Origin of the sequence: Alishewanella sp. BS5-314 (genome assembly GCF_025377695.1) — a bacterium.
Lineage (GTDB): Bacteria > Pseudomonadota > Gammaproteobacteria > Enterobacterales > Alteromonadaceae > Alishewanella > Alishewanella aestuarii.
Map to the genome: position 1 here is coordinate 2,720,001 of NZ_JACEHJ010000002.1, position 24,653 is coordinate 2,744,653.

Annotated in this window: 15 protein-coding genes, 4 rRNA genes and 3 pseudogenes (1 of these 22 only partly in view); 11 read left to right on the forward strand and 11 right to left on the reverse strand. The window is 53.1% G+C overall.

Annotated features, from left to right (window positions below):
- Together H1D31_RS17130 and rrf (H1D31_RS17135) are read left to right on the forward strand one after the other, a co-directional pair.
- A 23S ribosomal RNA gene (locus tag H1D31_RS17130) occupies positions 1-1,339 on the forward strand; it begins 1,547 nt to the left of the window's first position.
- Between the two features lie 152 nt (positions 1,340-1,491).
- A 5S ribosomal RNA gene (gene rrf / locus H1D31_RS17135) occupies positions 1,492-1,606 on the forward strand.
- Positions 1,607-2,170: 564 nt separating this feature from the next.
- Here the strand turns inward: rrf (H1D31_RS17135) and H1D31_RS17140 are convergent.
- The 3 genes from H1D31_RS17140 to uvrD (H1D31_RS17150) all read right to left on the reverse strand — a co-directional run bounded on the left by H1D31_RS17140 (position 2,171) and on the right by uvrD (H1D31_RS17150) (position 7,273).
- Positions 2,171-2,962 (reverse strand): hypothetical protein, encoded by a 792-nt coding sequence (locus H1D31_RS17140; protein ID WP_261260054.1) that lies wholly within the window; start codon positions 2,960-2,962, stop codon positions 2,171-2,173.
- A gap of 66 nt (positions 2,963-3,028) precedes the next feature.
- On the reverse strand, positions 3,029-5,104 hold the full coding sequence (locus H1D31_RS17145; protein WP_261260056.1) for a GNAT family N-acetyltransferase: 2,076 nt from the start codon (positions 5,102-5,104) through the stop codon (positions 3,029-3,031).
- Positions 5,105-7,273: a DNA helicase II gene (gene uvrD / locus H1D31_RS17150; RefSeq protein ID WP_261260058.1), complete on the reverse strand. Its 2,169-nt coding sequence runs from the start codon at positions 7,271-7,273 to the stop codon at positions 5,105-5,107.
- A gap of 284 nt (positions 7,274-7,557) precedes the next feature.
- Here uvrD (H1D31_RS17150) and H1D31_RS17155 point away from each other — a divergent pair, with 284 nt between their 5' ends.
- Positions 7,558-7,947: a hypothetical protein gene (locus H1D31_RS17155; RefSeq protein ID WP_261260060.1), complete on the forward strand. Its 390-nt coding sequence runs from the start codon at positions 7,558-7,560 to the stop codon at positions 7,945-7,947.
- On the opposite strand, the gene H1D31_RS17160 is transcribed toward H1D31_RS17155, so the two are convergent.
- The 5 genes and pseudogenes from H1D31_RS17160 to lysA all read right to left on the reverse strand — a co-directional run.
- A complete protein-coding gene (locus H1D31_RS17160) occupies positions 7,940-8,647 on the reverse strand; it encodes an HAD-IA family hydrolase (protein WP_261260063.1) in 708 nt (235 codons plus the stop codon). The genes H1D31_RS17155 and H1D31_RS17160 overlap by 8 nt on opposite strands.
- Positions 8,647-9,576, reverse strand: coding sequence for a tyrosine recombinase XerC (xerC, locus tag H1D31_RS17165; RefSeq protein WP_261260064.1), 930 nt, complete (start codon positions 9,574-9,576; stop codon positions 8,647-8,649). The genes H1D31_RS17160 and xerC (H1D31_RS17165) overlap by 1 nt, the downstream gene beginning before the upstream one ends.
- A pseudogene (locus tag H1D31_RS17365) lies at positions 9,563-10,221 on the reverse strand (DUF484 family protein). The gene xerC (H1D31_RS17165) and the pseudogene H1D31_RS17365 overlap by 14 nt, the downstream one beginning before the upstream one ends.
- A complete protein-coding gene (gene dapF, locus H1D31_RS17180) occupies positions 10,218-11,048 on the reverse strand; it encodes a diaminopimelate epimerase (RefSeq protein WP_008609793.1) in 831 nt (276 codons plus the stop codon). Before dapF (H1D31_RS17180) ends, H1D31_RS17365 begins: the two are co-directional and overlap by 4 nt.
- A 13-nt stretch (positions 11,049-11,061) precedes the next feature.
- Positions 11,062-11,802: pseudogene (gene lysA / locus H1D31_RS17185) on the reverse strand (diaminopimelate decarboxylase); the annotation flags it as partial.
- A 14-nt stretch (positions 11,803-11,816) separates the two neighbouring features.
- Here lysA and H1D31_RS17190 point away from each other — a divergent pair.
- From H1D31_RS17190 to H1D31_RS17210, 5 genes and pseudogenes are all read left to right on the forward strand, one after another.
- Positions 11,817-12,302 (forward strand): annotated as a pseudogene (locus H1D31_RS17190) (diaminopimelate decarboxylase family protein); the annotation flags it as partial.
- Positions 12,303-12,315: 13 nt separating this feature from the next.
- Complete coding sequence (gene dapF, locus H1D31_RS17195; protein WP_008609793.1) at positions 12,316-13,146, forward strand: diaminopimelate epimerase; 831 nt, start codon at positions 12,316-12,318, stop codon at positions 13,144-13,146.
- Positions 13,143-13,802, forward strand: coding sequence for a DUF484 family protein (locus H1D31_RS17200; protein WP_008950641.1), 660 nt, complete (start codon positions 13,143-13,145; stop codon positions 13,800-13,802). The genes dapF (H1D31_RS17195) and H1D31_RS17200 overlap by 4 nt, the downstream gene beginning before the upstream one ends.
- A complete protein-coding gene (gene xerC / locus H1D31_RS17205; protein ID WP_261260064.1) occupies positions 13,789-14,718 on the forward strand; it encodes a tyrosine recombinase XerC in 930 nt (309 codons plus the stop codon). The genes H1D31_RS17200 and xerC (H1D31_RS17205) overlap by 14 nt, the downstream gene beginning before the upstream one ends.
- Positions 14,718-15,425: an HAD-IA family hydrolase gene (locus H1D31_RS17210; RefSeq protein ID WP_261260063.1), complete on the forward strand. Its 708-nt coding sequence runs from the start codon at positions 14,718-14,720 to the stop codon at positions 15,423-15,425. Before xerC (H1D31_RS17205) ends, H1D31_RS17210 begins: the two co-directional genes overlap by 1 nt.
- On the opposite strand, the gene H1D31_RS17215 is transcribed toward H1D31_RS17210, so the two are convergent.
- Positions 15,418-15,807, reverse strand: a complete 390-nt coding sequence (locus H1D31_RS17215; protein ID WP_261260060.1) for a hypothetical protein — start codon at positions 15,805-15,807, stop codon at positions 15,418-15,420. The two genes, H1D31_RS17210 and H1D31_RS17215, sit on opposite strands and share 8 nt — an antisense overlap.
- A gap of 283 nt (positions 15,808-16,090) precedes the next feature.
- On the opposite strand from H1D31_RS17215, the gene uvrD (H1D31_RS17220) reads away from it, so the two are divergent.
- The 3 genes from uvrD (H1D31_RS17220) (at position 16,091) to H1D31_RS17230 (ending at position 21,193) form a co-directional block, all read left to right on the forward strand.
- On the forward strand, positions 16,091-18,259 hold the full coding sequence (gene uvrD / locus H1D31_RS17220; RefSeq protein ID WP_261260058.1) for a DNA helicase II: 2,169 nt from the start codon (positions 16,091-16,093) through the stop codon (positions 18,257-18,259).
- Positions 18,260-20,335, forward strand: a complete 2,076-nt coding sequence (locus tag H1D31_RS17225) for a GNAT family N-acetyltransferase (protein ID WP_261260056.1) — start codon at positions 18,260-18,262, stop codon at positions 20,333-20,335. It abuts the gene before it with no gap.
- 66 nt (positions 20,336-20,401) lie between these two features.
- Complete coding sequence (locus H1D31_RS17230) at positions 20,402-21,193, forward strand: hypothetical protein (RefSeq protein WP_261260054.1); 792 nt, start codon at positions 20,402-20,404, stop codon at positions 21,191-21,193.
- A gap of 564 nt (positions 21,194-21,757) precedes the next feature.
- On the opposite strand, the gene rrf (H1D31_RS17235) is transcribed toward H1D31_RS17230, so the two are convergent.
- Positions 21,758-21,872 (reverse strand): 5S ribosomal RNA (gene rrf / locus H1D31_RS17235).
- A gap of 152 nt (positions 21,873-22,024) precedes the next feature.
- Positions 22,025-24,653: ribosomal RNA gene (locus H1D31_RS17240) — 23S ribosomal RNA — on the reverse strand; the annotation flags it as partial.

Below are 24,653 nucleotides of genomic sequence, written 5' to 3' on the forward strand. Positions count from 1 at the left end.
TCCAGGAAAAGCCTCTAAGCTTCAGGTATTGGTGACCGTACCCTAAACCGACACAGGTGGTCAGGTAGAGCATACCAAGGCGCTTGAGAGAACTCGGCTGAAGGAACTAGGCAAAATAGTACCGTAACTTCGGGAGAAGGTACGCTCTTGTGTGTGAAGGCCTTGCGCTGTAAGCATATGAGAGTCGCAGTGACCAGCTGGCTGCAACTGTTTATTAAAAACACAGCACTCTGCAAACACGTAAGTGGACGTATAGGGTGTGACACCTGCCCGGTGCCGGAAGGTTAATTGATGGGGTTAGCGCAAGCGAAGCTCTTGATCGAAGCCCCGGTAAACGGCGGCCGTAACTATAACGGTCCTAAGGTAGCGAAATTCCTTGTCGGGTAAGTTCCGACCTGCACGAATGGTGTAATGATGGCCAGGCTGTCTCCAGCCGAGACTCAGTGAAATTGAAATTGCGGTGAAGATGCCGTATACCCGCGGCTAGACGGAAAGACCCCGTGAACCTTTACTATAGCTTGGCACTGAACATTGACCCTACATGTGTAGGATAGGTGGGAGGCTTTGAAGCTGGGACGCTAGTCCTGGTGGAGCCGTCCTTGAAATACCACCCTTGTATGTTTGATGTTCTAACGTAGGTCCCTGAATCGGGATTGCGGACAGTGTCTGGTGGGTAGTTTGACTGGGGCGGTCTCCTCCTAAAGCGTAACGGAGGAGCACGAAGGTTGGCTAAGTACGGTCGGACATCGTACGGTTAGTGTAATGGTAGAAGCCAGCTTAACTGCGAGACAGACACGTCGAGCAGGTACGAAAGTAGGTCATAGTGATCCGGTGGTTCTGTATGGAAGGGCCATCGCTCAACGGATAAAAGGTACTCCGGGGATAACAGGCTGATACCGCCCAAGAGTTCATATCGACGGCGGTGTTTGGCACCTCGATGTCGGCTCATCACATCCTGGGGCTGAAGTCGGTCCCAAGGGTATGGCTGTTCGCCATTTAAAGTGGTACGCGAGCTGGGTTTAGAACGTCGTGAGACAGTTCGGTCCCTATCTGCCGTGGGCGTTGGATAATTGAGTGGAGTTGCTCCTAGTACGAGAGGACCGGAGTGAACGAACCGCTGGTGTTCGGGTTGTCATGCCAATGGCACTGCCCGGTAGCTATGTTCGGAACGGATAACCGCTGAAAGCATCTAAGCGGGAAGCCGGCCACAAGATGAGTTATCCCTTACCCCTAGAGGGTACTAAAGGGTCGTTGGAGACCACAACGTTGATAGGTGAGGTGTGGAAGCGCTGCGAGGCGTTGAGCTAACTCATACTAATTGCCCGAGAGGCTTAACCATACAACGCCCAAGATGTTTTAAAGAAAGAATACAGTGTGCGAACTAGAAGCTTGCTAAGTAATGGCAACGGTTTTTATCAAATCCTATCCTGGATTTGACCCGCAAGCGGGCCGCACTAAAGTGCGTTAAAAACTGTTCCCGACAGTTTTTTGCCTGGTGGCAATAGCGCTGTGGAACCACCTGATTCCATTCCGAACTCAGAAGTGAAACGCAGCTGCGACGATGGTAGTGTGGCATTCGCCATGCGAGAGTAGTACACCGCCAGGCACCTCATAAAGCCAAAGAGCCCACTCAGTCGAGTGGGCTTTTTGCTTTATCCGCTACGCGGGTGTACTACACTCGCATGGCAGCCACAGCGCTGCGCTGGTGGCATTGTGCAGGCCTTCCTTGGCCTGCATCGCTTCACGACCTGCCTGCGGCAGTCCAACTTCGTTCCTGACGAAGTTGTCGCCATGCTTTATCGCACTTCGACCAAACTGCCTCTGCACAAAGCGCCAAGCTAAACGAGTACACCACACTCAGACTCCGGTACGCCCGCCGTACCGGAGTCATTCTGCGATAGTGATAGACAAGATTAAGCCAAACCCCACCAAAGACTTATCACAGCGAGCGATATCCGTGCCATCAATGACACGCCGCACTACGACTACGCACGCCCTGCACGAAGCGCCAAACTAAACGAGTACACCACACCCAGACTCCGGTACGCCCGCCGTACCGGAGTCATCCTGCGATAGTGATAAAAAAGACTAACCAAGGAATACAAGAAGTTACTAACAGAGAGCTAGCTGTCGCCGACTTTGCATAAACGACAAAGATCCGCAGCAGTAACTATTTGCGGATCAAATTGCCATTAAGATCAAAAGTCCATTCGGCAGGGCCAAGCTCTGCAAGCAATGCCGATACCTCTGTTAATGGCCTGGCGGCGATAAATTGCTTTTGGGTATCGAGAAAGATCAGCCATTCACTGGCTTGTTTGGCGATATCCTGTTCATTAAATTGGCTATGCATACCCATATAGACTGGCATGACGCTACGCCAGCCCTGTTCCAGCCGGAAGATGTAACGACTCTGATAGTCGGGATGCAGAAAATTGGCCTGCTCGATCGCATTTAGTTGGCTGCGGTCGAATACCCGGGCGATGGCAACACTGCTGGAGCGTTGCAAATAACCGCGTAATAGCAGCAACTGCTGTGCGCTTGCAGCTTCGTTCTGGTTAGCAGTTAAACTGCTTGCCAGTGGTTCGGCAATCTCCAATGCAAACAGTTGTAACTCGTACTGATCCAGATTCTCACGATAGCGGTTAAATTCATCACAGCTACCAGCTTGCAGAGGGTCACGCGGTTGTAGGCGTTGCCAGTCACCGGCTTGTCGGCTGGCGAACAGGAAATTCTGATATGGCAGCTGCAGTTTGGCCTCGATCGCCGAGCGTAACAGCTGCAAATCCGGTAAACCGGCCTGACGGTAGTCGCGTTGTGATTGGCATGCTTCATATTGCACGCTTAGCACGCTATGAGCTTGCTGCGCTGCCAAGGCGGCCTGGAGCAGGCTGCGCTCGGACTGGCTAAGGTGTTCCAGGCTCGGCTGACTGGTGGCAAGTAACAACGATAACAGACTAAGCATAAGGTCTCCGCAAATTTTCCTGACTGTACCAGCTTTCGGCAGCCAGCCCCACTATTTCTGCGCTGTTTAATGATGTTTGGCGACGCTTTGCTGCATCAGTTTAATAATGGCGGCTTTACCGGCGAGTTGAAACCGCTTGGCAAGCAGTGACCAGGGCTGTCTTTGCCAGCAACGGGCGATAAAGACGGCAGTTGCCAGCGGATCTAACTGTAACCGGTGCTGGTTAAACCAATAGACCAGCAAGGTTGCCACCAGTTCATAAGGTCGTTGCCCGTTGGCAAACAAGCTAAGTTGCTGTCGCTCAAAAGGGCTAAGGATACGCAGTGGCGGTTTAACCAGCTGCAGCATTAATGCAGGTTGCAGATCCGACGGGTATTCGCTGAGCTCCAGATACAGTTGCTGCGAGAAATGTTCAGCCAGACGGCTGACCGTAGCAGTGTCACCCTGTAAGGCTTTACATACCAGTACCGAAGGTTCGGCGCTGGCTTTATCCAGTTGTTGACCGAGGCGGATTGGCAAAAAAGCATTGCGCTGCCAAAAACCTAATAAGCTCGGCGTGGCGCCAAAGCTACTACCAAGATAATGATAACCACGGCGGCTAAGTTCATCACTGACCAATTGCAGTAGCTGGCTACCCAGCCCAAGCTGTTGTAAGCCGGGCACTATGGCGATGCGCATAATGCGCGCTAGTTTTAGGCACGCCAATCCGGGCTCGGCAAGATGAAAGGCCAGACTTTGCGCCAGCAGATGCCCCTGTACCCGCCGCTTGCCCTGATAGATCTGCTCTGCCAGTTCGGCGCTAAACTCGCCTTCGCTGCTAAGCAACATACAGCCAAGTAATTGGCCGTTTTGCTCCAGCGTATACACCGCGAGAGCAGCGTTTTCTAATAACGCCAGTAAATCTTTAACCTGGGTTTGATAGTGGGCAAAGCTGAGCAAAGCAAAGACCTGCTGCAGCTTTTCCGGCTCGACCAGCCAGTCGTGATGTTGATAATGCTTTAACAGCACAGCTTGAGTACTGTCGTATGCAGGCTCGGGCAAGTCCAGTTTTAACAGAAAGCTGTGCCGGATTAACTGCTCCAGCGGATCCTGCGCTTGATAACGGATTGGCTCGGTTAAGCGTAGCTGCCGCCAGTCAGGACATTGTTGCGCTAAATAAGGCTGAAACCTTAACTGAAAACCCCGGCCTGTGCCTTCGTAACCATGCTCGGTGCTGGCAAACACCAAGCGGCTATAGTGATTAACCAGCTGTTGTAATTGCGGGGCCGGCAGGGCTGCAGCTTCATCCACCAGCACCAGATCAGCGACTGGCAGCTCAGCCAATAACTGGTCAATCGCGATAAATTGCAGGACATTTTGCTGCGCTTGCTGGACCTGGTTGGCGAAGTGCGCAAGAGCAACACTGGCCTGAAGCTGGGAGGGGGCCGTGATCAGGATACGCTGTTTTCCCTGCTTAGCCAGCTCTGCTGCGGCCAGCCCCAGTGCAGCCGACTTACCACAGCCGCGATCGGCGGTTAATACCAGCGGGCGACGGCGATGACCTGTTACTACCTTTACAATAGCCGCCACGGCTGTCTGCTGCCCGGCAGTTTTAAAAGGCGGCTGACACTCAGCCGCCACGGCTAGCGGGGGAAAAGTGGGTTGTTGCAGGATCTGAATATCGCCATCCGCTGTAAGTTGGGCGTGCAACAGATTGGCTTGTTGCAAAGTATTGCGCCAAAAAGCAGTAAAGCCTTGCGCGCCGGCCTGCGGCGTCAGTGGGTAGGATAATAACGGCTGATGGTCCGGATTGGGCTGTGCCAGCCAACTGTCGGTAGGCGGTGTCAGCAGCAGCCACAAGCCACCCGCTTTTAGGGCGCCACTGGCAGCGGCGATCTGATCGCCGTTAAAGCCGCTACAGGCGTTAATCACCAGCCAGTCACATTCGGTGCCCAGCAACTGATGCGCTTTCGCCTGCTTAAGCGCTGTGCACTGCTCCGGAGCCTCACTCCCCAGCCACCAACAACGCTCTGGCGCAAACTGCGCCAGCAGTTGTTTGGCAAGGTGCAATAAGGCGGCAGGCTCACCTTGCAGCCATACTGGCAGCCGTACCCGCTGTGCAGCGGCCTGCTGTAACAACTGGCCGAGCTGCTGCAGTCGCATTTAGATCGCTTCCAGCCGGGCATATGCGGTCATCAGCCATTTGCTGCCCAACTGATCAAAGTTGACCTGAATGCGCGATTGCGGGCCGCTGCCTTCGTAATTCAGGACAGTGCCTTCGCCAAATTTTTCATGCAGCACCCGTTGCCCGAGCTTAAAGCCGGTGTTTTCAAAGGCGCTGTGGCTGGCGGCACCGCTAAAGCGGTTATTAACCAGCGGCCGGCTAACCTGCGTGGTTAAACGGATTTCTTCGACACACTCGGCCGGCAACTCGCGTAAGAAGCGCGACGGTTTCGGATATTGTTCCTGGCCGTATAAACGGCGGCTTTGGGCATGGCATAAATACAACTTTTGCATAGCGCGGGTCATGCCGACATAACAAAGGCGTCGCTCTTCCTCCAGCCTAATCGGGTCATCGCCACTTTGCTGGCTGGGGAACAGACCTTCCTCGAGGCCACACACAAATACTAACGGGAATTCCAGACCTTTGGCGGTGTGCAACGTCATCAGCTGCACCGCATCGGAATGCTCTTCCGCCTGATATTCACCCGCTTCCAGCGCCGCCTGAGATAAAAACGCCGACAGCGGGCTCATTTCTTCCAGCAGTGGGCTGTCGAAGTTCTGGCAGGCGGTGATCAGCTCGTTTAAGTTTTCTATACGGGTTTGGGCTTTCTCACCTTTTTCCGCCTGATACATGGCATAGAGCCCGGATTGTTTGATCACATGTTCAGCCTGCTCGTGCAGTGGCAGCTCGGTCAGCTCAGCATCCAACTGGCCAATTAACTGCATAAATTGCGCGATGGCATTCGCCGCACGGCCACTAAGCTGCTTTTCCTGCAACAGTTGCTCTAATGCCTGCCATAGCGTCTGCCCCTGCGCGCGCGCTTGCTGCCGTACTTTATCCAGGGTGGTATCACCGATACCGCGGGCCGGTGTATTGATAATCCGCTCCAGCGCCGCGTCATCCTGACGGTTGTTAATCAGCCGCAGATAAGACAGCGCATCTTTAATTTCCTGCCGTTCATAGAAGCGCAGGCCGCCATAGATACGATAGTGTAAACCATCCTGAATTAACGCCTCTTCCAACACCCGTGACTGGGCGTTATTGCGATACAGAATGGCAGTATCGGTGAGCGGATTACCCTTGTTATGCCAGTCGCGGATACGGCTGACGATAAAGCGGGCTTCATCCAGCTCGTTAAAGGCGGTATACAGCGAAATACTTTCGCCTTCGCTACCGTCGGTCCACAGATCTTTGCCAAGCCGGCTTTGGTTATTGCTGATCACCGCATTGGCAGCTTTCAAAATTGTTGCAGTGGAGCGGTAGTTTTGCTCCAGGCGGATGGTATCCGCCCCGTCAAAATCTTTTAAAAACTGCTGGATATTTTCAACGCGGGCGCCGCGCCAACCGTAGATCGACTGATCATCGTCACCGACAATCATTACCTTAGCACTGCTGCCGGCCAGCAATCGCAGCCACTGGTATTGAATGGCGTTGGTATCCTGAAACTCATCGACCAGAATATGGCGGAAACGCTGCTGATAGTGGCCGCGCACCTCGGCATTCTGCTTTAACAGCTCAAAGCTGCGCAGCAAGATTTCGGCAAAATCGACCAGACCGGCGCGATCACACATTTCCTGATACGCGGCATAGATCTTAATCATTTGCGCCAGGCTGTAATCACCACCGGCGTCCAGCATACCCGGGCGTTGGCCTTCATCTTTACGGGCATTGATAAACCACTGCAGCTGTTTGGCTGGCCAGTGCTTTTCATCCAGATTCAGCGCTTTTAATACCCGCTTCACCAGCCGTAACTGGTCGTCAGAATCGATGATCTGAAAGCCTTGCGGTAAACCGGCTTCCTGATAATGGGCGCGCAGCATACGGTGTGACAGGCCATGAAAGGTACCCATCCACAGATTATTCAGGCTGACGCCAATGGTGCTTTCAATCCGGGCGCGCATTTCCTGCGCCGCTTTATTGGTAAAGGTTACGGCCAGCAAACTGTAGGGCGCAACCCGCTCTACCTGCATTAACCAGGCTAAGCGATGCACCAGCACCCGGGTTTTACCACTACCGGCCCCGGCCAGTACCAGCATATGTTGCGGGGGGGCCGCTACCGCATCGCGTTGTTTATCATTTAGCCCGTCCAGCAGGTAAGAAACATCCATTAGTTGGCCTCGTTTACTTAGTATCGGGGCATTATAACAGCCAGCAGCGGGGCGCCAAGTCAGAGGGGTGATTTAGTGGATAAATAACCAGTTACTATCTTCCTGAGATGTTTTAGAAAGCCTTTATCCAAATAGGGTAATAGGTGTACAGATCGTGCGCCTTGTGAGGGGGGTATTTATATGATAGGTTCAAGTTGTTAGTTTTTTGGCAAATAAAGAATACAAACACCTTGTTGCGTTGGCCAACTAAAATGGTATGAATGGAAATTTAAAGGAGTAAATTAATGCAAGGTTTAAATGGATGGCAGAGAATCTACTTTGTCATCGTTGTTACCTGGCTAAGTTATTTGGCTTATATTGCATATTCCCAGTTTACTGTTGCCGAAAGCAGCATTGCTGAACTACAAGCAACAGTAGAGCGTTATCAAAAGGCGCAGCAAGATACGATAGTCTCTGATGATGGAGGGGTATTTGAACAAATTCTTGTTGGTTCACCTTTAAGCCCGGAACAATGGTTGGCTCACTACCAAGCGCAACTTACTCAAGTTACCGAGGCTAAGCGACAAAATCTGATTTTTATCTTGGTATTAGCGACATTACCACCGCTATTAATCTATCTGATACTCAGCTGGATTGTGGCCGGTTTTCGTCAACATAAACCACGTGCTAGTTAGCATCCAGAAGGGCGGCAAGCTGTGCCAGCGCTGTCAGGCGCAGATGCGGCAGGATAGTGACCGGCTGCTGTAGGTGATCCAACCAGGCGGCCTGGCAACCGGCATTTAGCGCGCCCATCACATCGGCACGGTGGCTGTCGCCGATATGCAGAATATGCTGTGGCGCGGTTTGTAACCGGTTGGCGGCGGTAAGAAATAAATCGGCGTAGGGTTTCATTCGGCCATCCGGGCCGGCTTGCAGACTAAACTCAAATAACTCGCCTAAGCCCATTTTCTGAATACAGGCATTGCCATTGGTGATCGCAACCAGTTGATAACGGCTGGCCAGCGCCGTTAGCAGCGCTTTGACTTCCGGCTTGATCTTGATATTGGTGCGTTCCTGCCAGAATGCGGTATAAGCCAGTTCGGCAATCTCGCCTGCCTCACACTGGCTTAAGCCTAAACTGACTAAGCCGGCTTCAATACCCAGTAGACGCCAACGGCCTAAATCATGGCGGATCTCCGGTGTGGCCTTAGCCAGTAAACGGCGCTGCTGCCACCAAAAATCACTGTCGTAACCGCGGGTGATCGGGGCATGCTGTGCCAGACTGTGCAGCATGGCAGCTTCGGCGGCGGCAATTACTGGTTTATTGTCGTACAGGGTATCGTCTAAATCGAAAGACAATACCGAAATAGGTTGTAAGGCTTTAAATAATTGCATTATTTCTTCCTGGCCCTTGGATGGGCGCTATCATAAACCTTGGCCAGATGCTGAAAATCCAGGTGGGTATACACCTGGGTGGTGCTGAGATTGGCATGGCCCAATAGCTCTTGTACGCCGCGCAGGTCGCCACTGGATTGCAATAAGTGGCTGGCAAAAGAGTGACGTAGCATATGCGGATGTAACTGTTGCCCCAAGCCTTGTTGTTTAGCCCAGTGTAAAACCCGTTCTCTGACCTGGCGCGGTGAAATACGCTGCCGCTCGATACTTAAGAACAGTGCCTGTTGATCGGCGGCTGGCGTATCTGCATCTAACAGCGCCGGGCGCTGCACCAGCCATTCGCGCAGCGCCGAGCGCGCCATCCGGCCAACCGGTAACTGGCGTTGCTTATTGCCCTTACCGGTAACCCGCACTAAGGCTTCGCTCAGTTGTAAATCCGGCAAATTCAGTGCAACCAGCTCGGTCAGCCGCAAGCCGGAAGAATAAAACAGCTCCAGCATCGCTTTATCGCGGCAGGCCAGAATATCGTCGTGGCTGTCAAAGCTCAGCAACTGGCTGATTTGTTCAATTTCCAGCTGTTTGGGCAGGGTTTTGTCCGGTTTTGGCAGCTTGAGATAATCGGCCGGGTTCTGGCTTAACCACTGCTGGCTGATACCGTAGCGGTAAAAACTGCGCAGTGCTGAGGCCGCCAGACTCAGTGAGCGGGCACTGAGGCCGCTTTTGCGGAAGCGTAAAAACTGTCGTTGCAATTGTTGTTCACTGAGCACAAACCAGCTGGCTGCTTCAGCATGCAGCGCAAGGCCCAGTTTTGTCAGTTGCTGCTGATAGCTGCTCAGCGTTTGCGGGCTATAGCCACGTTCGTGCTTCAGGTAGTTGAGAAACTGCTGCACCGGTTCAGCCCAGTGCAGCGGTAGCTCAGGCGTTGACATAAGCAGGCAGCACCAGTGCCAGTAAGGTCACCAGGTGGCGCAGGAATAAGACATCCATCTCGGGCTGGAAATGATCATCCAGCTCGCTGCCAAAGGCCAGGATCGCCAGTGGCGTGTCTTGCTGGTCAATCCGCAGCAAGGCCACTGAATGCACCTTGGCCGGGAAGATATCATGCTGTTCTTCTTTATTCAGCCGGCCCAGATATACCGGCTGTTGTTGCAGACGACGGCTTAGCAGCAGCTGATAAGGGCTCAGATCCGCACCTGGCTGTTCCAGCCCGAGCAAACGGCAATATTTCACCTGCGGCATAGCATCGGCAAAGGCCTGTAATGCCTGTTGCACATCAGTGAGGCTCTTGGCCTGATGCACCGCGATATGCAAGGCATTTAACGCCAGAAAAATATGTTCGTTCTGGCGGCTACCGACATTAAACGGGTAATATCTTCCTGTAACAGGTGGATTTTTTCGCGTTGCAGCTCCAGCTGGCGCTCGACCAGCGATACGGTGCCGCGTTGCTGATGCGGCAGGCGCAACAATGGCAGCAGCTCCGGATAATGCTGGAAGAAGTCCGGGTGTTGTTGCAGATAATCAGCCACTACCGAAGCAGCAACCAGTTCCTGGCTTTTTATCAGGGTGTCGGTCATAACGTCAATTGTCCATCAAAAACATGTTCAGCCGGGCCGGTCATTTTTACCGGTTGGCCAGGTCCATTCCAGCGGATCTGCAGGCTACCGCCCGGTAAATCCACCCGTACTTGTTGCGCGAGTTTCTTTTGTAACTGGCCAACCACCACTGCCGCGCAGGCACCGGTGCCACAGGCCAGCGTTTCGCCGGCTCCGCGCTCCCATACCCGCAGTTTAATATGCTGCGGATTGAGCACCTGCATAAAGCCGATATTGGCTTTTTCCGGAAACCGCTCGTGCAACTCCAGCTCCGGTCCCAGGGTACGCACAGGCGCCGTATCGAGATCCGGCACGTCCAGCACCGCATGCGGATTACCCATCGACACCACACCGCAGAATACGGTTTGCTGTTCGCTCAGTAAAATATAGGTCGCTTCCTGCTTTTGTGCTTTAAAAGGCACCCGCGCCGGTTCCAGTTGTGGTACGCCCATATTGACGGTCACCTGACCATCCTGCTCGACATAAAGCGTGATCTTGCCAGACTTGGTGCTGACATTGATCTTGGTTTTATTGGTCAGGCCACGGTAGCGCACAAATTTCGCAAAGCAACGGGCACCATTGCCGCATTGCTCAACCTCGGAGCCGTCGGCATTAAAAATGCGGTAGTGAAAGTCCAGATCCGGATCATAAGGCGGTTCGACCATTAACAGCTGATCAAAACCAATGCCGAAATTGCGATCGGCCAGCTGCTTGATCTGCTCCTTGGTCAGGAAAATGTTCTGGCTGACGGCATCTACCATCATAAAATCATTGCCCAGACCGTGCATCTTGCTGAAGTTAAGTAACATAGCGCCCTTAAGATTAACTGCTGATCACCTGCTCACCACGCCACAGATCCTGCCATTGTTCACGCTGGCGGATCAGATGACAGTGCTGGCCGTCTACCATCACTTCAGCGGCGCGCGGCCGGCTGTTGTAGTTAGAACTCATGGTAAAACCATAGGCGCCAGCAGAGCGAACTGCCAGTAAATCACCTTCGGCAATCGCCAATTCCCGATCTTTACCGAGGAAGTCGCCGGTTTCGCACACCGGGCCCACCACATCATAGTTTTGTCGTGGCAAGCTGTTATTCAGTACCACCGGCACGATATTCATCCAGGCGCTGTACAAAGCCGGCCGGATTAAATCATTCATCGCTGCATCAACAATGGCAAAGTGCTTTTCCTGACCAGGCTTTAAAAACTCGACTTTAGTCAGCAGGATACCGGCATTGGCCATAATGGCCCGGCCCGGCTCCATAATCAGCTCCAGCTGTGGATAGGCTTTTAAACGTTCCACCACCTTGCTGATATAGTCGGCCGGCGACGGTGGCACCTCCTGATCATAGGTCACGCCCAGGCCGCCACCGATATCGATATGCTTCAGCTCAATACCATCCGCTTTCAGGGCTTCAATCAGGGCCAGCAGTTTTTCCAGCGCATCAAGGAAGGGTTGGGTTTCGGTCAGTTGTGAACCGATGTGGCAGTCGACACCGACCAGTTCGATATGGCTCAATTCACGTGCCGCGCGGTAAATATCCGCTGCCAGCAGGACACCGTCGCCGGCCGACTACTATCAGCAAGGTGGTGGAACGTTTAAAAGCCTATCCACAGCTGGAGCTGATTATGGAGCCGGGCCGGGCCATTATGGCCAATGCCGGTATCCTGCTGACTAAAGTCGAGTTTTTAAAGCCTGGTCAGGAAAAGCACTTTGCCATTGTTGATGCAGCGATGAATGATTTAATCCGGCCGGCTTTGTACAGCGCCTGGATGAATATCGTGCCGGTGGTACTGAATAACAGCTTGCCACGACAAAACTATGATGTGGTGGGCCCGGTGTGCGAAACCGGCGACTTCCTCGGTAAAGATCGGGAATTGGCGATTGCCGAAGGTGATTTACTGGCAGTTCGCTCTGCTGGCGCCTATGGTTTTACCATGAGTTCTAACTACAACAGCCGGCCGCGCGCCGCTGAAGTGATGGTAGACGGCCAGCACTGTCATCTGATCCGCCAGCGTGAACAATGGCAGGATCTGTGGCGTGGTGAGCAGGTGATCAGCAGTTAATCTTAAGGGCGCTATGTTACTTAACTTCAGCAAGATGCACGGTCTGGGCAATGATTTTATGATGGTAGATGCCGTCAGCCAGAACATTTTCCTGACCAAGGAGCAGATCAAGCAGCTGGCCGATCGCAATTTCGGCATTGGTTTTGATCAGCTGTTAATGGTCGAACCGCCTTATGATCCGGATCTGGACTTTCACTACCGCATTTTTAATGCCGACGGCTCCGAGGTTGAGCAATGCGGCAATGGTGCCCGTTGCTTTGCGAAATTTGTGCGCTACCGTGGCCTGACCAATAAAACCAAGATCAATGTCAGCACCAAGTCTGGCAAGATCACGCTTTATGTCGAGCAGGATGGTCAGGTGACCGTCAATATGGGCGTACCACAACTGGAACCGGCGCGGGTGCCTTTTAAAGCACAAAAGCAGGAAGCGACCTATATTTTACTGAGCGAACAGCAAACCGTATTCTGCGGTGTGGTGTCGATGGGTAATCCGCATGCGGTGCTGGACGTGCCGGATCTCGATACGGCGCCTGTGCGTACCCTGGGACCGGAGCTGGAGTTGCACGAGCGGTTTCCGGAAAAAGCCAATATCGGCTTTATGCAGGTGCTCAATCCGCAGCATATTAAACTGCGGGTATGGGAGCGCGGAGCCGGCGAAACGCTGGCCTGTGGCACCGGTGCCTGCGCGGCAGTGGTGGTTGGCCAGTTACAAAAGAAACTCGCGCAACAAGTACGGGTGGATTTACCGGGCGGTAGCCTGCAGATCCGCTGGAATGGACCTGGCCAACCGGTAAAAATGACCGGCCCGGCTGAACATGTTTTTGATGGACAATTGACGTTATGACCGACACCCTGATAAAAAGCCAGGAACTGGTTGCTGCTTCGGTAGTGGCTGATTATCTGCAACAACACCCGGACTTCTTCCAGCATTATCCGGAGCTGCTGCCATTGTTGCGCCTGCCGCATCAGCAACGCGGCACCGTATCGCTGGTCGAGCGCCAGCTGGAGCTGCAACGCGAAAAAATCCACCTGTTACAGGAAGATATTACCCGTTTAATGTCGGTAGCCCGCCAGAACGAACATATTTTTCTGGCGTTAAATGCCTTGCATATCGCGGTGCATCAGGCCAAGAGCCTCACTGATGTGCAACAGGCATTACAGGCCTTTGCCGATGCTATGCCGCAGGTGAAATATTGCCGTTTGCTCGGGCTGGAACAGCCAGGTGCGGATCTGAGCCCTTATCAGCTGCTGCTAAGCCGTCGTCTGCAACAACAGCCGGTATATCTGGGCCGGCTGAATAAAGAAGAACAGCATGATATCTTCCCGGCCAAGGTGCATTCAGTGGCCTTGCTGCGGATTGACCAGCAAGACACGCCACTGGCGATCCTGGCCTTTGGCAGCGAGCTGGATGATCATTTCCAGCCCGAGATGGATGTCTTATTCCTGCGCCACCTGGTGACCTTACTGGCACTGGTGCTGCCTGCTTATGTCAACGCCTGAGCTACCGCTGCACTGGGCTGAACCGGTGCAGCAGTTTCTCAACTACCTGAAGCACGAACGTGGCTATAGCCCGCAAACGCTGAGCAGCTATCAGCAGCAACTGACAAAACTGGGCCTTGCGCTGCATGCTGAAGCAGCCAGCTGGTTTGTGCTCAGTGAACAACAATTGCAACGACAGTTTTTACGCTTCCGCAAAAGCGGCCTCAGTGCCCGCTCACTGAGTCTGGCGGCCTCAGCACTGCGCAGTTTTTACCGCTACGGTATCAGCCAGCAGTGGTTAAGCCAGAACCCGGCCGATTATCTCAAGCTGCCAAAACCGGACAAAACCCTGCCCAAACAGCTGGAAATTGAACAAATCAGCCAGTTGCTGAGCTTTGACAGCCACGACGATATTCTGGCCTGCCGCGATAAAGCGATGCTGGAGCTGTTTTATTCTTCCGGCTTGCGGCTGACCGAGCTGGTTGCACTGAATTTGCCGGATTTACAACTGAGCGAAGCCTTAGTGCGGGTTACCGGTAAGGGCAATAAGCAACGCCAGTTACCGGTTGGCCGGATGGCGCGCTCGGCGCTGCGCGAATGGCTGGTGCAGCGCCCGGCGCTGTTAGATGCAGATACGCCAGCCGCCGATCAACAGGCACTGTTCTTAAGTATCGAGCGGCAGCGTATTTCACCGCGCCAGGTCAGAGAACGGGTTTTACACTGGGCTAAACAACAAGGCTTGGGGCAACAGTTACATCCGCATATGCTACGTCACTCTTTTGCCAGCCACTTATTGCAATCCAGTGGCGACCTGCGCGGCGTACAAGAGCTATTGGGCCATGCCAATCTCAGCACCACCCAGGTGTATACCCACCTGGATTTTCAGCATCTGGCCAAGGTTTATGATAGCGCCCATCCAAGGGCCAGGAAGAAATAATGCAATTATTTAAAGCCTTACAACCTATTTCGGTATTGTCTTTCGATTTAGACGATACCCTGTACGACAATAAACCAGTAATTGCCGCCGCCGAAGCTGCCATGCTGCACAGTCTGGCACAGCATGCCCCGATCACCCGCGGTTACGACAGTGATTTTTGGTGGCAGCAGCGCCGTTTACTGGCTAAGGCCACACCGGAGATCCGCCATGATTTAGGCCGTTGGCGTCTACTGGGTATTGAAGCCGGCTTAGTCAGTTTAGGCTTAAGCCAGTGTGAGGCAGGCGAGATTGCCGAACTGGCTTATACCGCATTCTGGCAGGAACGCACCAATATCAAGATCAAGCCGGAAGTCAAAGCGCTGCTAACGGCGCTGGCCAGCCGTTATCAACTGGTTGCGATCACCAATGGCAATGCCTGTATTCAGAAAATGGGCTTAGGCGAGTTATTTGAGTTTAGTCTGCAAGCCGGCCCGGATGGCCGAATGAAACCCTACGCCGATTTATTTCTTACCGCCGCCAACCGGTTACAAACCGCGCCACAGCATATTCTGCATATCGGCGACAGCCACCGTGCCGATGTGATGGGCGCGCTAAATGCCGGTTGCCAGGCCGCCTGGTTGGATCACCTACAGCAGCCGGTCACTATCCTGCCGCATCTGCGCCTGACAGCGCTGGCACAGCTTGCCGCCCTTCTGGATGCTAACTAGCACGTGGTTTATGTTGACGAAAACCGGCCACAATCCAGCTGAGTATCAGATAGATTAATAGCGGTGGTAATGTCGCTAATACCAAGATAAAAATCAGATTTTGTCGCTTAGCCTCGGTAACTTGAGTAAGTTGCGCTTGGTAGTGAGCCAACCATTGTTCCGGGCTTAAAGGTGAACCAACAAGAATTTGTTCAAATACCCCTCCATCATCAGAGACTATCGTATCTTGCTGCGCCTTTTGATAACGCTCTACTGTTGCTTGTAGTTCAGCAATGCTGCTTTCGGCAACAGTAAACTGGGAATATGCAATATAAGCCAAATAACTTAGCCAGGTAACAACGATGACAAAGTAGATTCTCTGCCATCCATTTAAACCTTGCATTAATTTACTCCTTTAAATTTCCATTCATACCATTTTAGTTGGCCAACGCAACAAGGTGTTTGTATTCTTTATTTGCCAAAAAACTAACAACTTGAACCTATCATATAAATACCCCCTCACAAGGCGCACGATCTGTACACCTATTACCCTATTTGGATAAAGGCTTTCTAAAACATCTCAGGAAGATAGTAACTGGTTATTTATCCACTAAATCACCCCTCTGACTTGGCGCCCCGCTGCTGGCTGTTATAATGCCCCGATACTAAGTAAACGAGGCCAACTAATGGATGTTTCTTACCTGCTGGACGGGCTAAATGATAAACAACGCGATGCGGTAGCGGCCCCCCCGCAACATATGCTGGTACTGGCCGGGGCCGGTAGTGGTAAAACCCGGGTGCTGGTGCATCGCTTAGCCTGGTTAATGCAGGTAGAGCGGGTTGCGCCCTACAGTTTGCTGGCCGTAACCTTTACCAATAAAGCGGCGCAGGAAATGCGCGCCCGGATTGAAAGCACCATTGGCGTCAGCCTGAATAATCTGTGGATGGGTACCTTTCATGGCCTGTCACACCGTATGCTGCGCGCCCATTATCAGGAAGCCGGTTTACCGCAAGGCTTTCAGATCATCGATTCTGACGACCAGTTACGGCTGGTGAAGCGGGTATTAAAAGCGCTGAATCTGGATGAAAAGCACTGGCCAGCCAAACAGCTGCAGTGGTTTATCAATGCCCGTAAAGATGAAGGCCAACGCCCGGGTATGCTGGACGCCGGTGGTGATTACAGCCTGGCGCAAATGATTAAGATCTATGCCGCGTATCAGGAAATGTGTGATCGCGCCGGTCTGGTCGATTTTGCCGAAATCTTGCTGCGCAGCTTTGAGCTGTTAAAGCAGAATGCCGAGGTGCGCGGCCACTATCAGCAGCGTTTCCGCCATATTCTGGTCGATGAGTTTCAGGATACCAACGCCATTCAATACCAGTGGCTGCGATTGCTGGCCGGCAGCAGTGCTAAGGTAATGATTGTCGGTGACGATGATCAGTCGATCTACGGTTGGCGCGGCGCCCGCGTTGAAAATATCCAGCAGTTTTTAAAAGATTTTGACGGGGCGGATACCATCCGCCTGGAGCAAAACTACCGCTCCACTGCAACAATTTTGAAAGCTGCCAATGCGGTGATCAGCAATAACCAAAGCCGGCTTGGCAAAGATCTGTGGACCGACGGTAGCGAAGGCGAAAGTATTTCGCTGTATACCGCCTTTAACGAGCTGGATGAAGCCCGCTTTATCGTCAGCCGTATCCGCGACTGGCATAACAAGGGTAATCCGCTCACCGATACTGCCATTCTGTATCGCAATAACGCCCAGTCACGGGTGTTGGAAGAGGCGTTAATTCAGGATGGTTTACACTATCGTATCTATGGCGGCCTGCGCTTCTATGAACGGCAGGAAATTAAAGATGCGCTGTCTTATCTGCGGCTGATTAACAACCGTCAGGATGACGCGGCGCTGGAGCGGATTATCAATACACCGGCCCGCGGTATCGGTGATACCACCCTGGATAAAGTACGGCAGCAAGCGCGCGCGCAGGGGCAGACGCTATGGCAGGCATTAGAGCAACTGTTGCAGGAAAAGCAGCTTAGTGGCCGTGCGGCGAATGCCATCGCGCAATTTATGCAGTTAATTGGCCAGTTGGATGCTGAGCTGACCGAGCTGCCACTGCACGAGCAGGCTGAACATGTGATCAAACAATCCGGGCTCTATGCCATGTATCAGGCGGAAAAAGGTGAGAAAGCCCAAACCCGTATAGAAAACTTAAACGAGCTGATCACCGCCTGCCAGAACTTCGACAGCCCACTGCTGGAAGAAATGAGCCCGCTGTCGGCGTTTTTATCTCAGGCGGCGCTGGAAGCGGGTGAATATCAGGCGGAAGAGCATTCCGATGCGGTGCAGCTGATGACGTTGCACACCGCCAAAGGTCTGGAATTCCCGTTAGTATTTGTGTGTGGCCTCGAGGAAGGTCTGTTCCCCAGCCAGCAAAGTGGCGATGACCCGATTAGGCTGGAGGAAGAGCGACGCCTTTGTTATGTCGGCATGACCCGCGCTATGCAAAAGTTGTATTTATGCCATGCCCAAAGCCGCCGTTTATACGGCCAGGAACAATATCCGAAACCGTCGCGCTTCTTACGCGAGTTGCCGGCCGAGTGTGTCGAAGAAATCCGTTTAACCACGCAGGTTAGCCGGCCGCTGGTTAATAACCGCTTTAGCGGTGCCGCCAGCCACAGCGCCTTTGAAAACACCGGCTTTAAGCTCGGGCAACGGGTGCTGCATGAAAAATTTGGCGAAGGCACTGTCCTGAATTACGAAGGCAGCGGCCCGCAATCGCGCATTCAGGTCAACTTTGATCAGTTGGGCAGCAAATGGCTGATGACCGCATATGCCCGGCTGGAAGCGATCTAAATGCGACTGCAGCAGCTCGGCCAGTTGTTACAGCAGGCCGCTGCACAGCGGGTACGGCTGCCAGTATGGCTGCAAGGTGAGCCTGCCGCCTTATTGCACCTTGCCAAACAACTGCTGGCGCAGTTTGCGCCAGAGCGTTGTTGGTGGCTGGGGAGTGAGGCTCCGGAGCAGTGCACAGCGCTTAAGCAGGCGAAAGCGCATCAGTTGCTGGGCACCGAATGTGACTGGCTGGTGATTAACGCCTGTAGCGGCTTTAACGGCGATCAGATCGCCGCTGCCAGTGGCGCCCTAAAAGCGGGTGGCTTGTGGCTGCTGCTGACACCGCCTACCGACAGTTGGCTGGCACAGCCCAATCCGGACCATCAGCCGTTATTATCCTACCCACTGACGCCGCAGGCCGGCGCGCAAGGCTTTACTGCTTTTTGGCGCAATACTTTGCAACAAGCCAATCTGTTGCACGCCCAACTTACAGCGGATGGCGATATTCAGATCCTGCAACAACCCACTTTTCCCCCGCTAGCCGTGGCGGCTGAGTGTCAGCCGCCTTTTAAAACTGCCGGGCAGCAGACAGCCGTGGCGGCTATTGTAAAGGTAGTAACAGGTCATCGCCGTCGCCCGCTGGTATTAACCGCCGATCGCGGCTGTGGTAAGTCGGCTGCACTGGGGCTGGCCGCAGCAGAGCTGGCTAAGCAGGGAAAACAGCGTATCCTGATCACGGCCCCCTCCCAGCTTCAGGCCAGTGTTGCTCTTGCGCACTTCGCCAACCAGGTCCAGCAAGCGCAGCAAAATGTCCTGCAATTTATCGCGATTGACCAGTTATTGGCTGAGCTGCCAGTCGCTGATCTGGTGCTGGTGGATGAAGCTGCAGCCCTGCCGGCCCCGCAATTACAACAGCTGGTTAATCACTATAGCCGCTTGGTGTTTGCCAGCACCGAGCATGGTTACGAAGGCACAGGCCGGGGTTTTCAGTTAAGGTTTCAGCCTTATTTAGCGCAACAATGTCCTGACTGGCGGCAGCTACGCTTAACCGAGCCAATCCGTTATCAAGCGCAGGATCCGCTGGAGCAGTTAATCCGGCACAGCTTTCTGTTAAAACTGGACTTGCCCGAGCCTGCATACGACAGTACTCAAGCTGTGCTGTTAAAGCATTATCAACATCACGACTGGCTGGTCGAGCCGGAAAAGCTGCAGCAGGTCTTTGCTTTGCTCAGCTTTGCCCACTATCAAACCCAGGTTAAAGATTTACTGGCGTTATTAGAAAACGCTGCTCTCGCGGTGTATACGCTGGAGCAAAACGGCCAATTACTTGGCTGTATGTTGCTTAGCAGCGAAGGCGAGTTTAGCGCCGAACTGGCAGAGCAGATCTATCAGGGCAAGCGGCGGGTACAGGGGCATCTGCTGGCGCAAAGTCTGGCCTTTCATCTTGCCGAGCCCGGATTGGCGTGCCTAAAACTAGCGCGCATTATGCGCATCGCCATAGTGCCCGGCTTACAACAGCTTGGGCTGGGTAGCCAGCTACTGCAATTGGTCAGTGATGAACTTAGCCGCCGTGGTTATCATTATCTTGGTAGTAGCTTTGGCGCCACGCCGAGCTTATTAGGTTTTTGGCAGCGCAATGCTTTTTTGCCAATCCGCCTCGGTCAACAACTGGATAAAGCCAGCGCCGAACCTTCGGTACTGGTATGTAAAGCCTTACAGGGTGACACTGCTACGGTCAGCCGTCTGGCTGAACATTTCTCGCAGCAACTGTATCTGGAGCTCAGCGAATACCCGTCGGATCTGCAACCTGCATTAATGCTGCAGCTGGTTAAACCGCCACTGCGTATCCTTAGCCCTTTTGAGCGACAGCAACTTAGCTTGTTTGCCAACGGGCAACGACCTTATGAACTGGTGGCAACCTTGCTGGTCTATTGGTTTAACCAGCACCGGTTACAGTTAGATCCGCTGGCAACTGCCGTCTTTATCGCCCGTTGCTGGCAAAGACAGCCCTGGTCACTGCTTGCCAAGCGGTTTCAACTCGCCGGTAAAGCCGCCATTATTAAACTGATGCAGCAAAGCGTCGCCAAACATCATTAAACAGCGCAGAAATAGTGGGGCTGGCTGCCGAAAGCTGGTACAGTCAGGAAAATTTGCGGAGACCTTATGCTTAGTCTGTTATCGTTGTTACTTGCCACCAGTCAGCCGAGCCTGGAACACCTTAGCCAGTCCGAGCGCAGCCTGCTCCAGGCCGCCTTGGCAGCGCAGCAAGCTCATAGCGTGCTAAGCGTGCAATATGAAGCATGCCAATCACAACGCGACTACCGTCAGGCCGGTTTACCGGATTTGCAGCTGTTACGCTCGGCGATCGAGGCCAAACTGCAGCTGCCATATCAGAATTTCCTGTTCGCCAGCCGACAAGCCGGTGACTGGCAACGCCTACAACCGCGTGACCCTCTGCAAGCTGGTAGCTGTGATGAATTTAACCGCTATCGTGAGAATCTGGATCAGTACGAGTTACAACTGTTTGCATTGGAGATTGCCGAACCACTGGCAAGCAGTTTAACTGCTAACCAGAACGAAGCTGCAAGCGCACAGCAGTTGCTGCTATTACGCGGTTATTTGCAACGCTCCAGCAGTGTTGCCATCGCCCGGGTATTCGACCGCAGCCAACTAAATGCGATCGAGCAGGCCAATTTTCTGCATCCCGACTATCAGAGTCGTTACATCTTCCGGCTGGAACAGGGCTGGCGTAGCGTCATGCCAGTCTATATGGGTATGCATAGCCAATTTAATGAACAGGATATCGCCAAACAAGCCAGTGAATGGCTGATCTTTCTCGATACCCAAAAGCAATTTATCGCCGCCAGGCCATTAACAGAGGTATCGGCATTGCTTGCAGAGCTTGGCCCTGCCGAATGGACTTTTGATCTTAATGGCAATTTGATCCGCAAATAGTTACTGCTGCGGATCTTTGTCGTTTATGCAAAGTCGGCGACAGCTAGCTCTCTGTTAGTAACTTCTTGTATTCCTTGGTTAGTCTTTTTTATCACTATCGCAGGATGACTCCGGTACGGCGGGCGTACCGGAGTCTGGGTGTGGTGTACTCGTTTAGTTTGGCGCTTCGTGCAGGGCGTGCGTAGTCGTAGTGCGGCGTGTCATTGATGGCACGGATATCGCTCGCTGTGATAAGTCTTTGGTGGGGTTTGGCTTAATCTTGTCTATCACTATCGCAGAATGACTCCGGTACGGCGGGCGTACCGGAGTCTGAGTGTGGTGTACTCGTTTAGCTTGGCGCTTTGTGCAGAGGCAGTTTGGTCGAAGTGCGATAAAGCATGGCGACAACTTCGTCAGGAACGAAGTTGGACTGCCGCAGGCAGGTCGTGAAGCGATGCAGGCCAAGGAAGGCCTGCACAATGCCACCAGCGCAGCGCTGTGGCTGCCATGCGAGTGTAGTACACCCGCGTAGCGGATAAAGCAAAAAGCCCACTCGACTGAGTGGGCTCTTTGGCTTTATGAGGTGCCTGGCGGTGTACTACTCTCGCATGGCGAATGCCACACTACCATCGTCGCAGCTGCGTTTCACTTCTGAGTTCGGAATGGAATCAGGTGGTTCCACAGCGCTATTGCCACCAGGCAAAAAACTGTCGGGAACAGTTTTTAACGCACTTTAGTGCGGCCCGCTTGCGGGTCAAATCCAGGATAGGATTTGATAAAAACCGTTGCCATTACTTAGCAAGCTTCTAGTTCGCACACTGTATTCTTTCTTTAAAACATCTTGGGCGTTGTATGGTTAAGCCTCTCGGGCAATTAGTATGAGTTAGCTCAACGCCTCGCAGCGCTTCCACACCTCACCTATCAACGTTGTGGTCTCCAACGACCCTTTAGTACCCTCTAGGGGTAAGGGATAACTCATCTTGTGGCCGGCTTCCCGCTTAGATGCTTTCAGCGGTTATCCGTTCCGAACATAGCTACCGGGCAGTGCCATTGGCATGACAACCCGAACACCAGCGGTTCGTTCACTCCGGTCCTCTCGTACTAGGAGCAACTCCACTCAATTATCCAACGCCCACGGCAGATAGGGACCGAACTGTCTCACGACGTTCTAAACCCAGCTCGCGTACCACTTTAAATGGCGAACAGCCATACCCTTGGGACCGACTTCAGCCCCAGGATGTGATGAGCCGACATCGAGGTGCCAAACACCGCCGTCGATATGAACTCTTGGGCGGTATCAGCCTGTTATCCCCGGAGTACCTTTTATCCGTTGAGCGATGGCCCTTCCATACAGAACCACCGGATCACTATGACCTACTTTCGTACCTGCTCGACGTGTCTGTCTCGCAGTTAAGCTGGCTTCTACCATTACACTAACCGTACGATGTCCGACCGTACTTAGCCAACCTTCGTGCTCCTCCGTTACGCTTTAGGAGGAGACCGCCCCAGTCAAACTACCCACCAGACACTGTCCGCAATCCCGATTCAGGGACCTACGTTAGAACATCAAACATACAAGGGTGGTATTTCAAGGACGGCTCCACCAGGACTAGCGTCCCAGCTTCAAAGCCTCCCACCTATCCTACACATGTAGGGTCAATGTTCAGTGCCAAGCTATAGTAAAGGTTCACGGGGTCTTTCCGTCTAGCCGCGGGTATACGGCATCTTCACCGCAATTTCAATTTCACTGAGTCTCGGCTGGAGACAGCCTGGCCATCATTACACCATTCGTGCAGGTCGGAACTTACCCGACAAGGAATTTCGCTACCTTAGGACCGTTATAGTTACGGCCGCCGTTTACCGGGGCTTCGATCAAGAGCTTCGCTTGCGCTAACCCCATCAATTAACCTTCCGGCACCGGGCAGGTGTCACACCCTATACGTCCACTTACGTGTTTGCAGAGTGCTGTGTTTTTAATAAACAGTTGCAGCCAGCTGGTCACTGCGACTCTCATATGCTTACAGCGCAAGGCCTTCACACACAAGAGCGTACCTTCTCCCGAAGTTACGGTACTATTTTGCCTAGTTCCTTCAGCCGAGTTCTCTCAAGCGCCTTGGTATGCTCTACCTGACCACCTGTGTCGGTTTAGGGTACGGTCACCAATACCTGAAGCTTAGAGGCTTTTCCTGGAAGCAGAGCGTCAGCAACTTCGTCACCGTAGTGACTCGTCTCGTGTCTCAGTCTTAGAGAAGCGGATTTACCTACCTCTCCAACCTACGCACTTTCACGCGGACTACCAACGCCGCGCTTGCCTAGCTTTCTCCGTCCCCCCATCGCAGTATTGGCCGGTACGGGAATATTAACCCGTTTCCCATCGACTACGCCTTTCAGCCTCGCCTTAGGGGCCGACTCACCCTACCCTGATTAGCATGGGATAGGAACCCTTGGTCTTTCGGCGGGGAAGTTTTTCACTCCCCTTATCGTTACTCATGTCAGCATTCGCACTTCTGATACCTCCAGCATGCCTCCCGGCACACCTTCGCAGGCTTACAGAACGCTCCTCTACCACTCACACATAGTGTGAATCCGCAGCTTCGGTGGATGATTTTAGCCCCGTTACATCTTCCGCGCAGGCCGACTCGACTAGTGAGCTATTACGCTTTCTTTAAAGGGTGGCTGCTTCTAAGCCAACCTCCTAGCTGTCTATGCCTTCCCACATCGTTTTCCACTTAATCATCACTTTGGGACCTTAGCTGGCGGTCTGGGTTGTTTCCCTTTTCACGACGGACGTTAGCACCCGCCGTGTGTCTCCCGAGTAGTACTCACCGGTATTCGGAGTTTGCATGGGGTTGGTAAGTCGGGATGACCCCCTAGCCCAAACAGTGCTCTACCCCCGGTGGTATTCGCTCGAGGCGCTACCTAAATAGCTTTCGAGGAGAACCAGATATCTCCGAGCTTGATTAGCCTTTCACTCCCAAGCCACAAGTCATCCCCTACTTTTTCAACAGTAGTGGGTTCGGTCCTCCAATTAGTGTTACCCAATCTTCAACCTGCTCATGGCTAGATCGCCCGGTTTCGGGTCTACACCCTGCAAACTATTTCGCCCAGTTAAGACTCGGTTTCCCTACGGCTCCCCTATTCGGTTAACCTCGCTACAGAATGTAAGTCGCTGACCCATTATACAAAAGGTACGCAGTCACCCAACAAAGTGGGCTCCCACTGCTTGTACGTACACGGTTTCAGGTTCTATTTCACTCCTCTTACAGAGGTTCTTTTCGCCTTTCCCTCACGGTACTGGTTCACTATCGGTCAGTCAGGAGTATTTAGCCTTGGAGGATGGTCCCCCCATCTTCAAACAGGATAACCACGTGTCCCGTCCTACTCGTTTTCACTATAAAGGTGTTGTCGTGTACGGGGCTATCACCCTGTATCGCTCAGCTTTCCAGATGATTCCACTAACACCAATCTAGCTTAAGGGCTA

Coding starts and splice junctions, on each gene's coding strand:
- H1D31_RS17140 (WP_261260054.1), bottom strand. CDS start 2,962: ATGCTTAGTCTGTTATCGTTGTTACTTGCCACCAGTCAGCCGAGCCTG.
- H1D31_RS17145 (WP_261260056.1), bottom strand. CDS start 5,104: ATGCGACTGCAGCAGCTCGGCCAGTTGTTACAGCAGGCCGCTGCACAG.
- uvrD (WP_261260058.1), bottom strand. CDS start 7,273: ATGGATGTTTCTTACCTGCTGGACGGGCTAAATGATAAACAACGCGAT.
- H1D31_RS17155 (WP_261260060.1), top strand. CDS start 7,558: ATGCAAGGTTTAAATGGATGGCAGAGAATCTACTTTGTCATCGTTGTT.
- H1D31_RS17160 (WP_261260063.1), bottom strand. CDS start 8,647: ATGCAATTATTTAAAGCCTTACAACCTATTTCGGTATTGTCTTTCGAT.
- xerC (WP_261260064.1), bottom strand. CDS start 9,576: ATGTCAACGCCTGAGCTACCGCTGCACTGGGCTGAACCGGTGCAGCAG.
- dapF (WP_008609793.1), bottom strand. CDS start 11,048: ATGTTACTTAACTTCAGCAAGATGCACGGTCTGGGCAATGATTTTATG.
- dapF (WP_008609793.1), top strand. CDS start 12,316: ATGTTACTTAACTTCAGCAAGATGCACGGTCTGGGCAATGATTTTATG.
- H1D31_RS17200 (WP_008950641.1), top strand. CDS start 13,143: ATGACCGACACCCTGATAAAAAGCCAGGAACTGGTTGCTGCTTCGGTA.
- xerC (WP_261260064.1), top strand. CDS start 13,789: ATGTCAACGCCTGAGCTACCGCTGCACTGGGCTGAACCGGTGCAGCAG.
- H1D31_RS17210 (WP_261260063.1), top strand. CDS start 14,718: ATGCAATTATTTAAAGCCTTACAACCTATTTCGGTATTGTCTTTCGAT.
- H1D31_RS17215 (WP_261260060.1), bottom strand. CDS start 15,807: ATGCAAGGTTTAAATGGATGGCAGAGAATCTACTTTGTCATCGTTGTT.
- uvrD (WP_261260058.1), top strand. CDS start 16,091: ATGGATGTTTCTTACCTGCTGGACGGGCTAAATGATAAACAACGCGAT.
- H1D31_RS17225 (WP_261260056.1), top strand. CDS start 18,260: ATGCGACTGCAGCAGCTCGGCCAGTTGTTACAGCAGGCCGCTGCACAG.
- H1D31_RS17230 (WP_261260054.1), top strand. CDS start 20,402: ATGCTTAGTCTGTTATCGTTGTTACTTGCCACCAGTCAGCCGAGCCTG.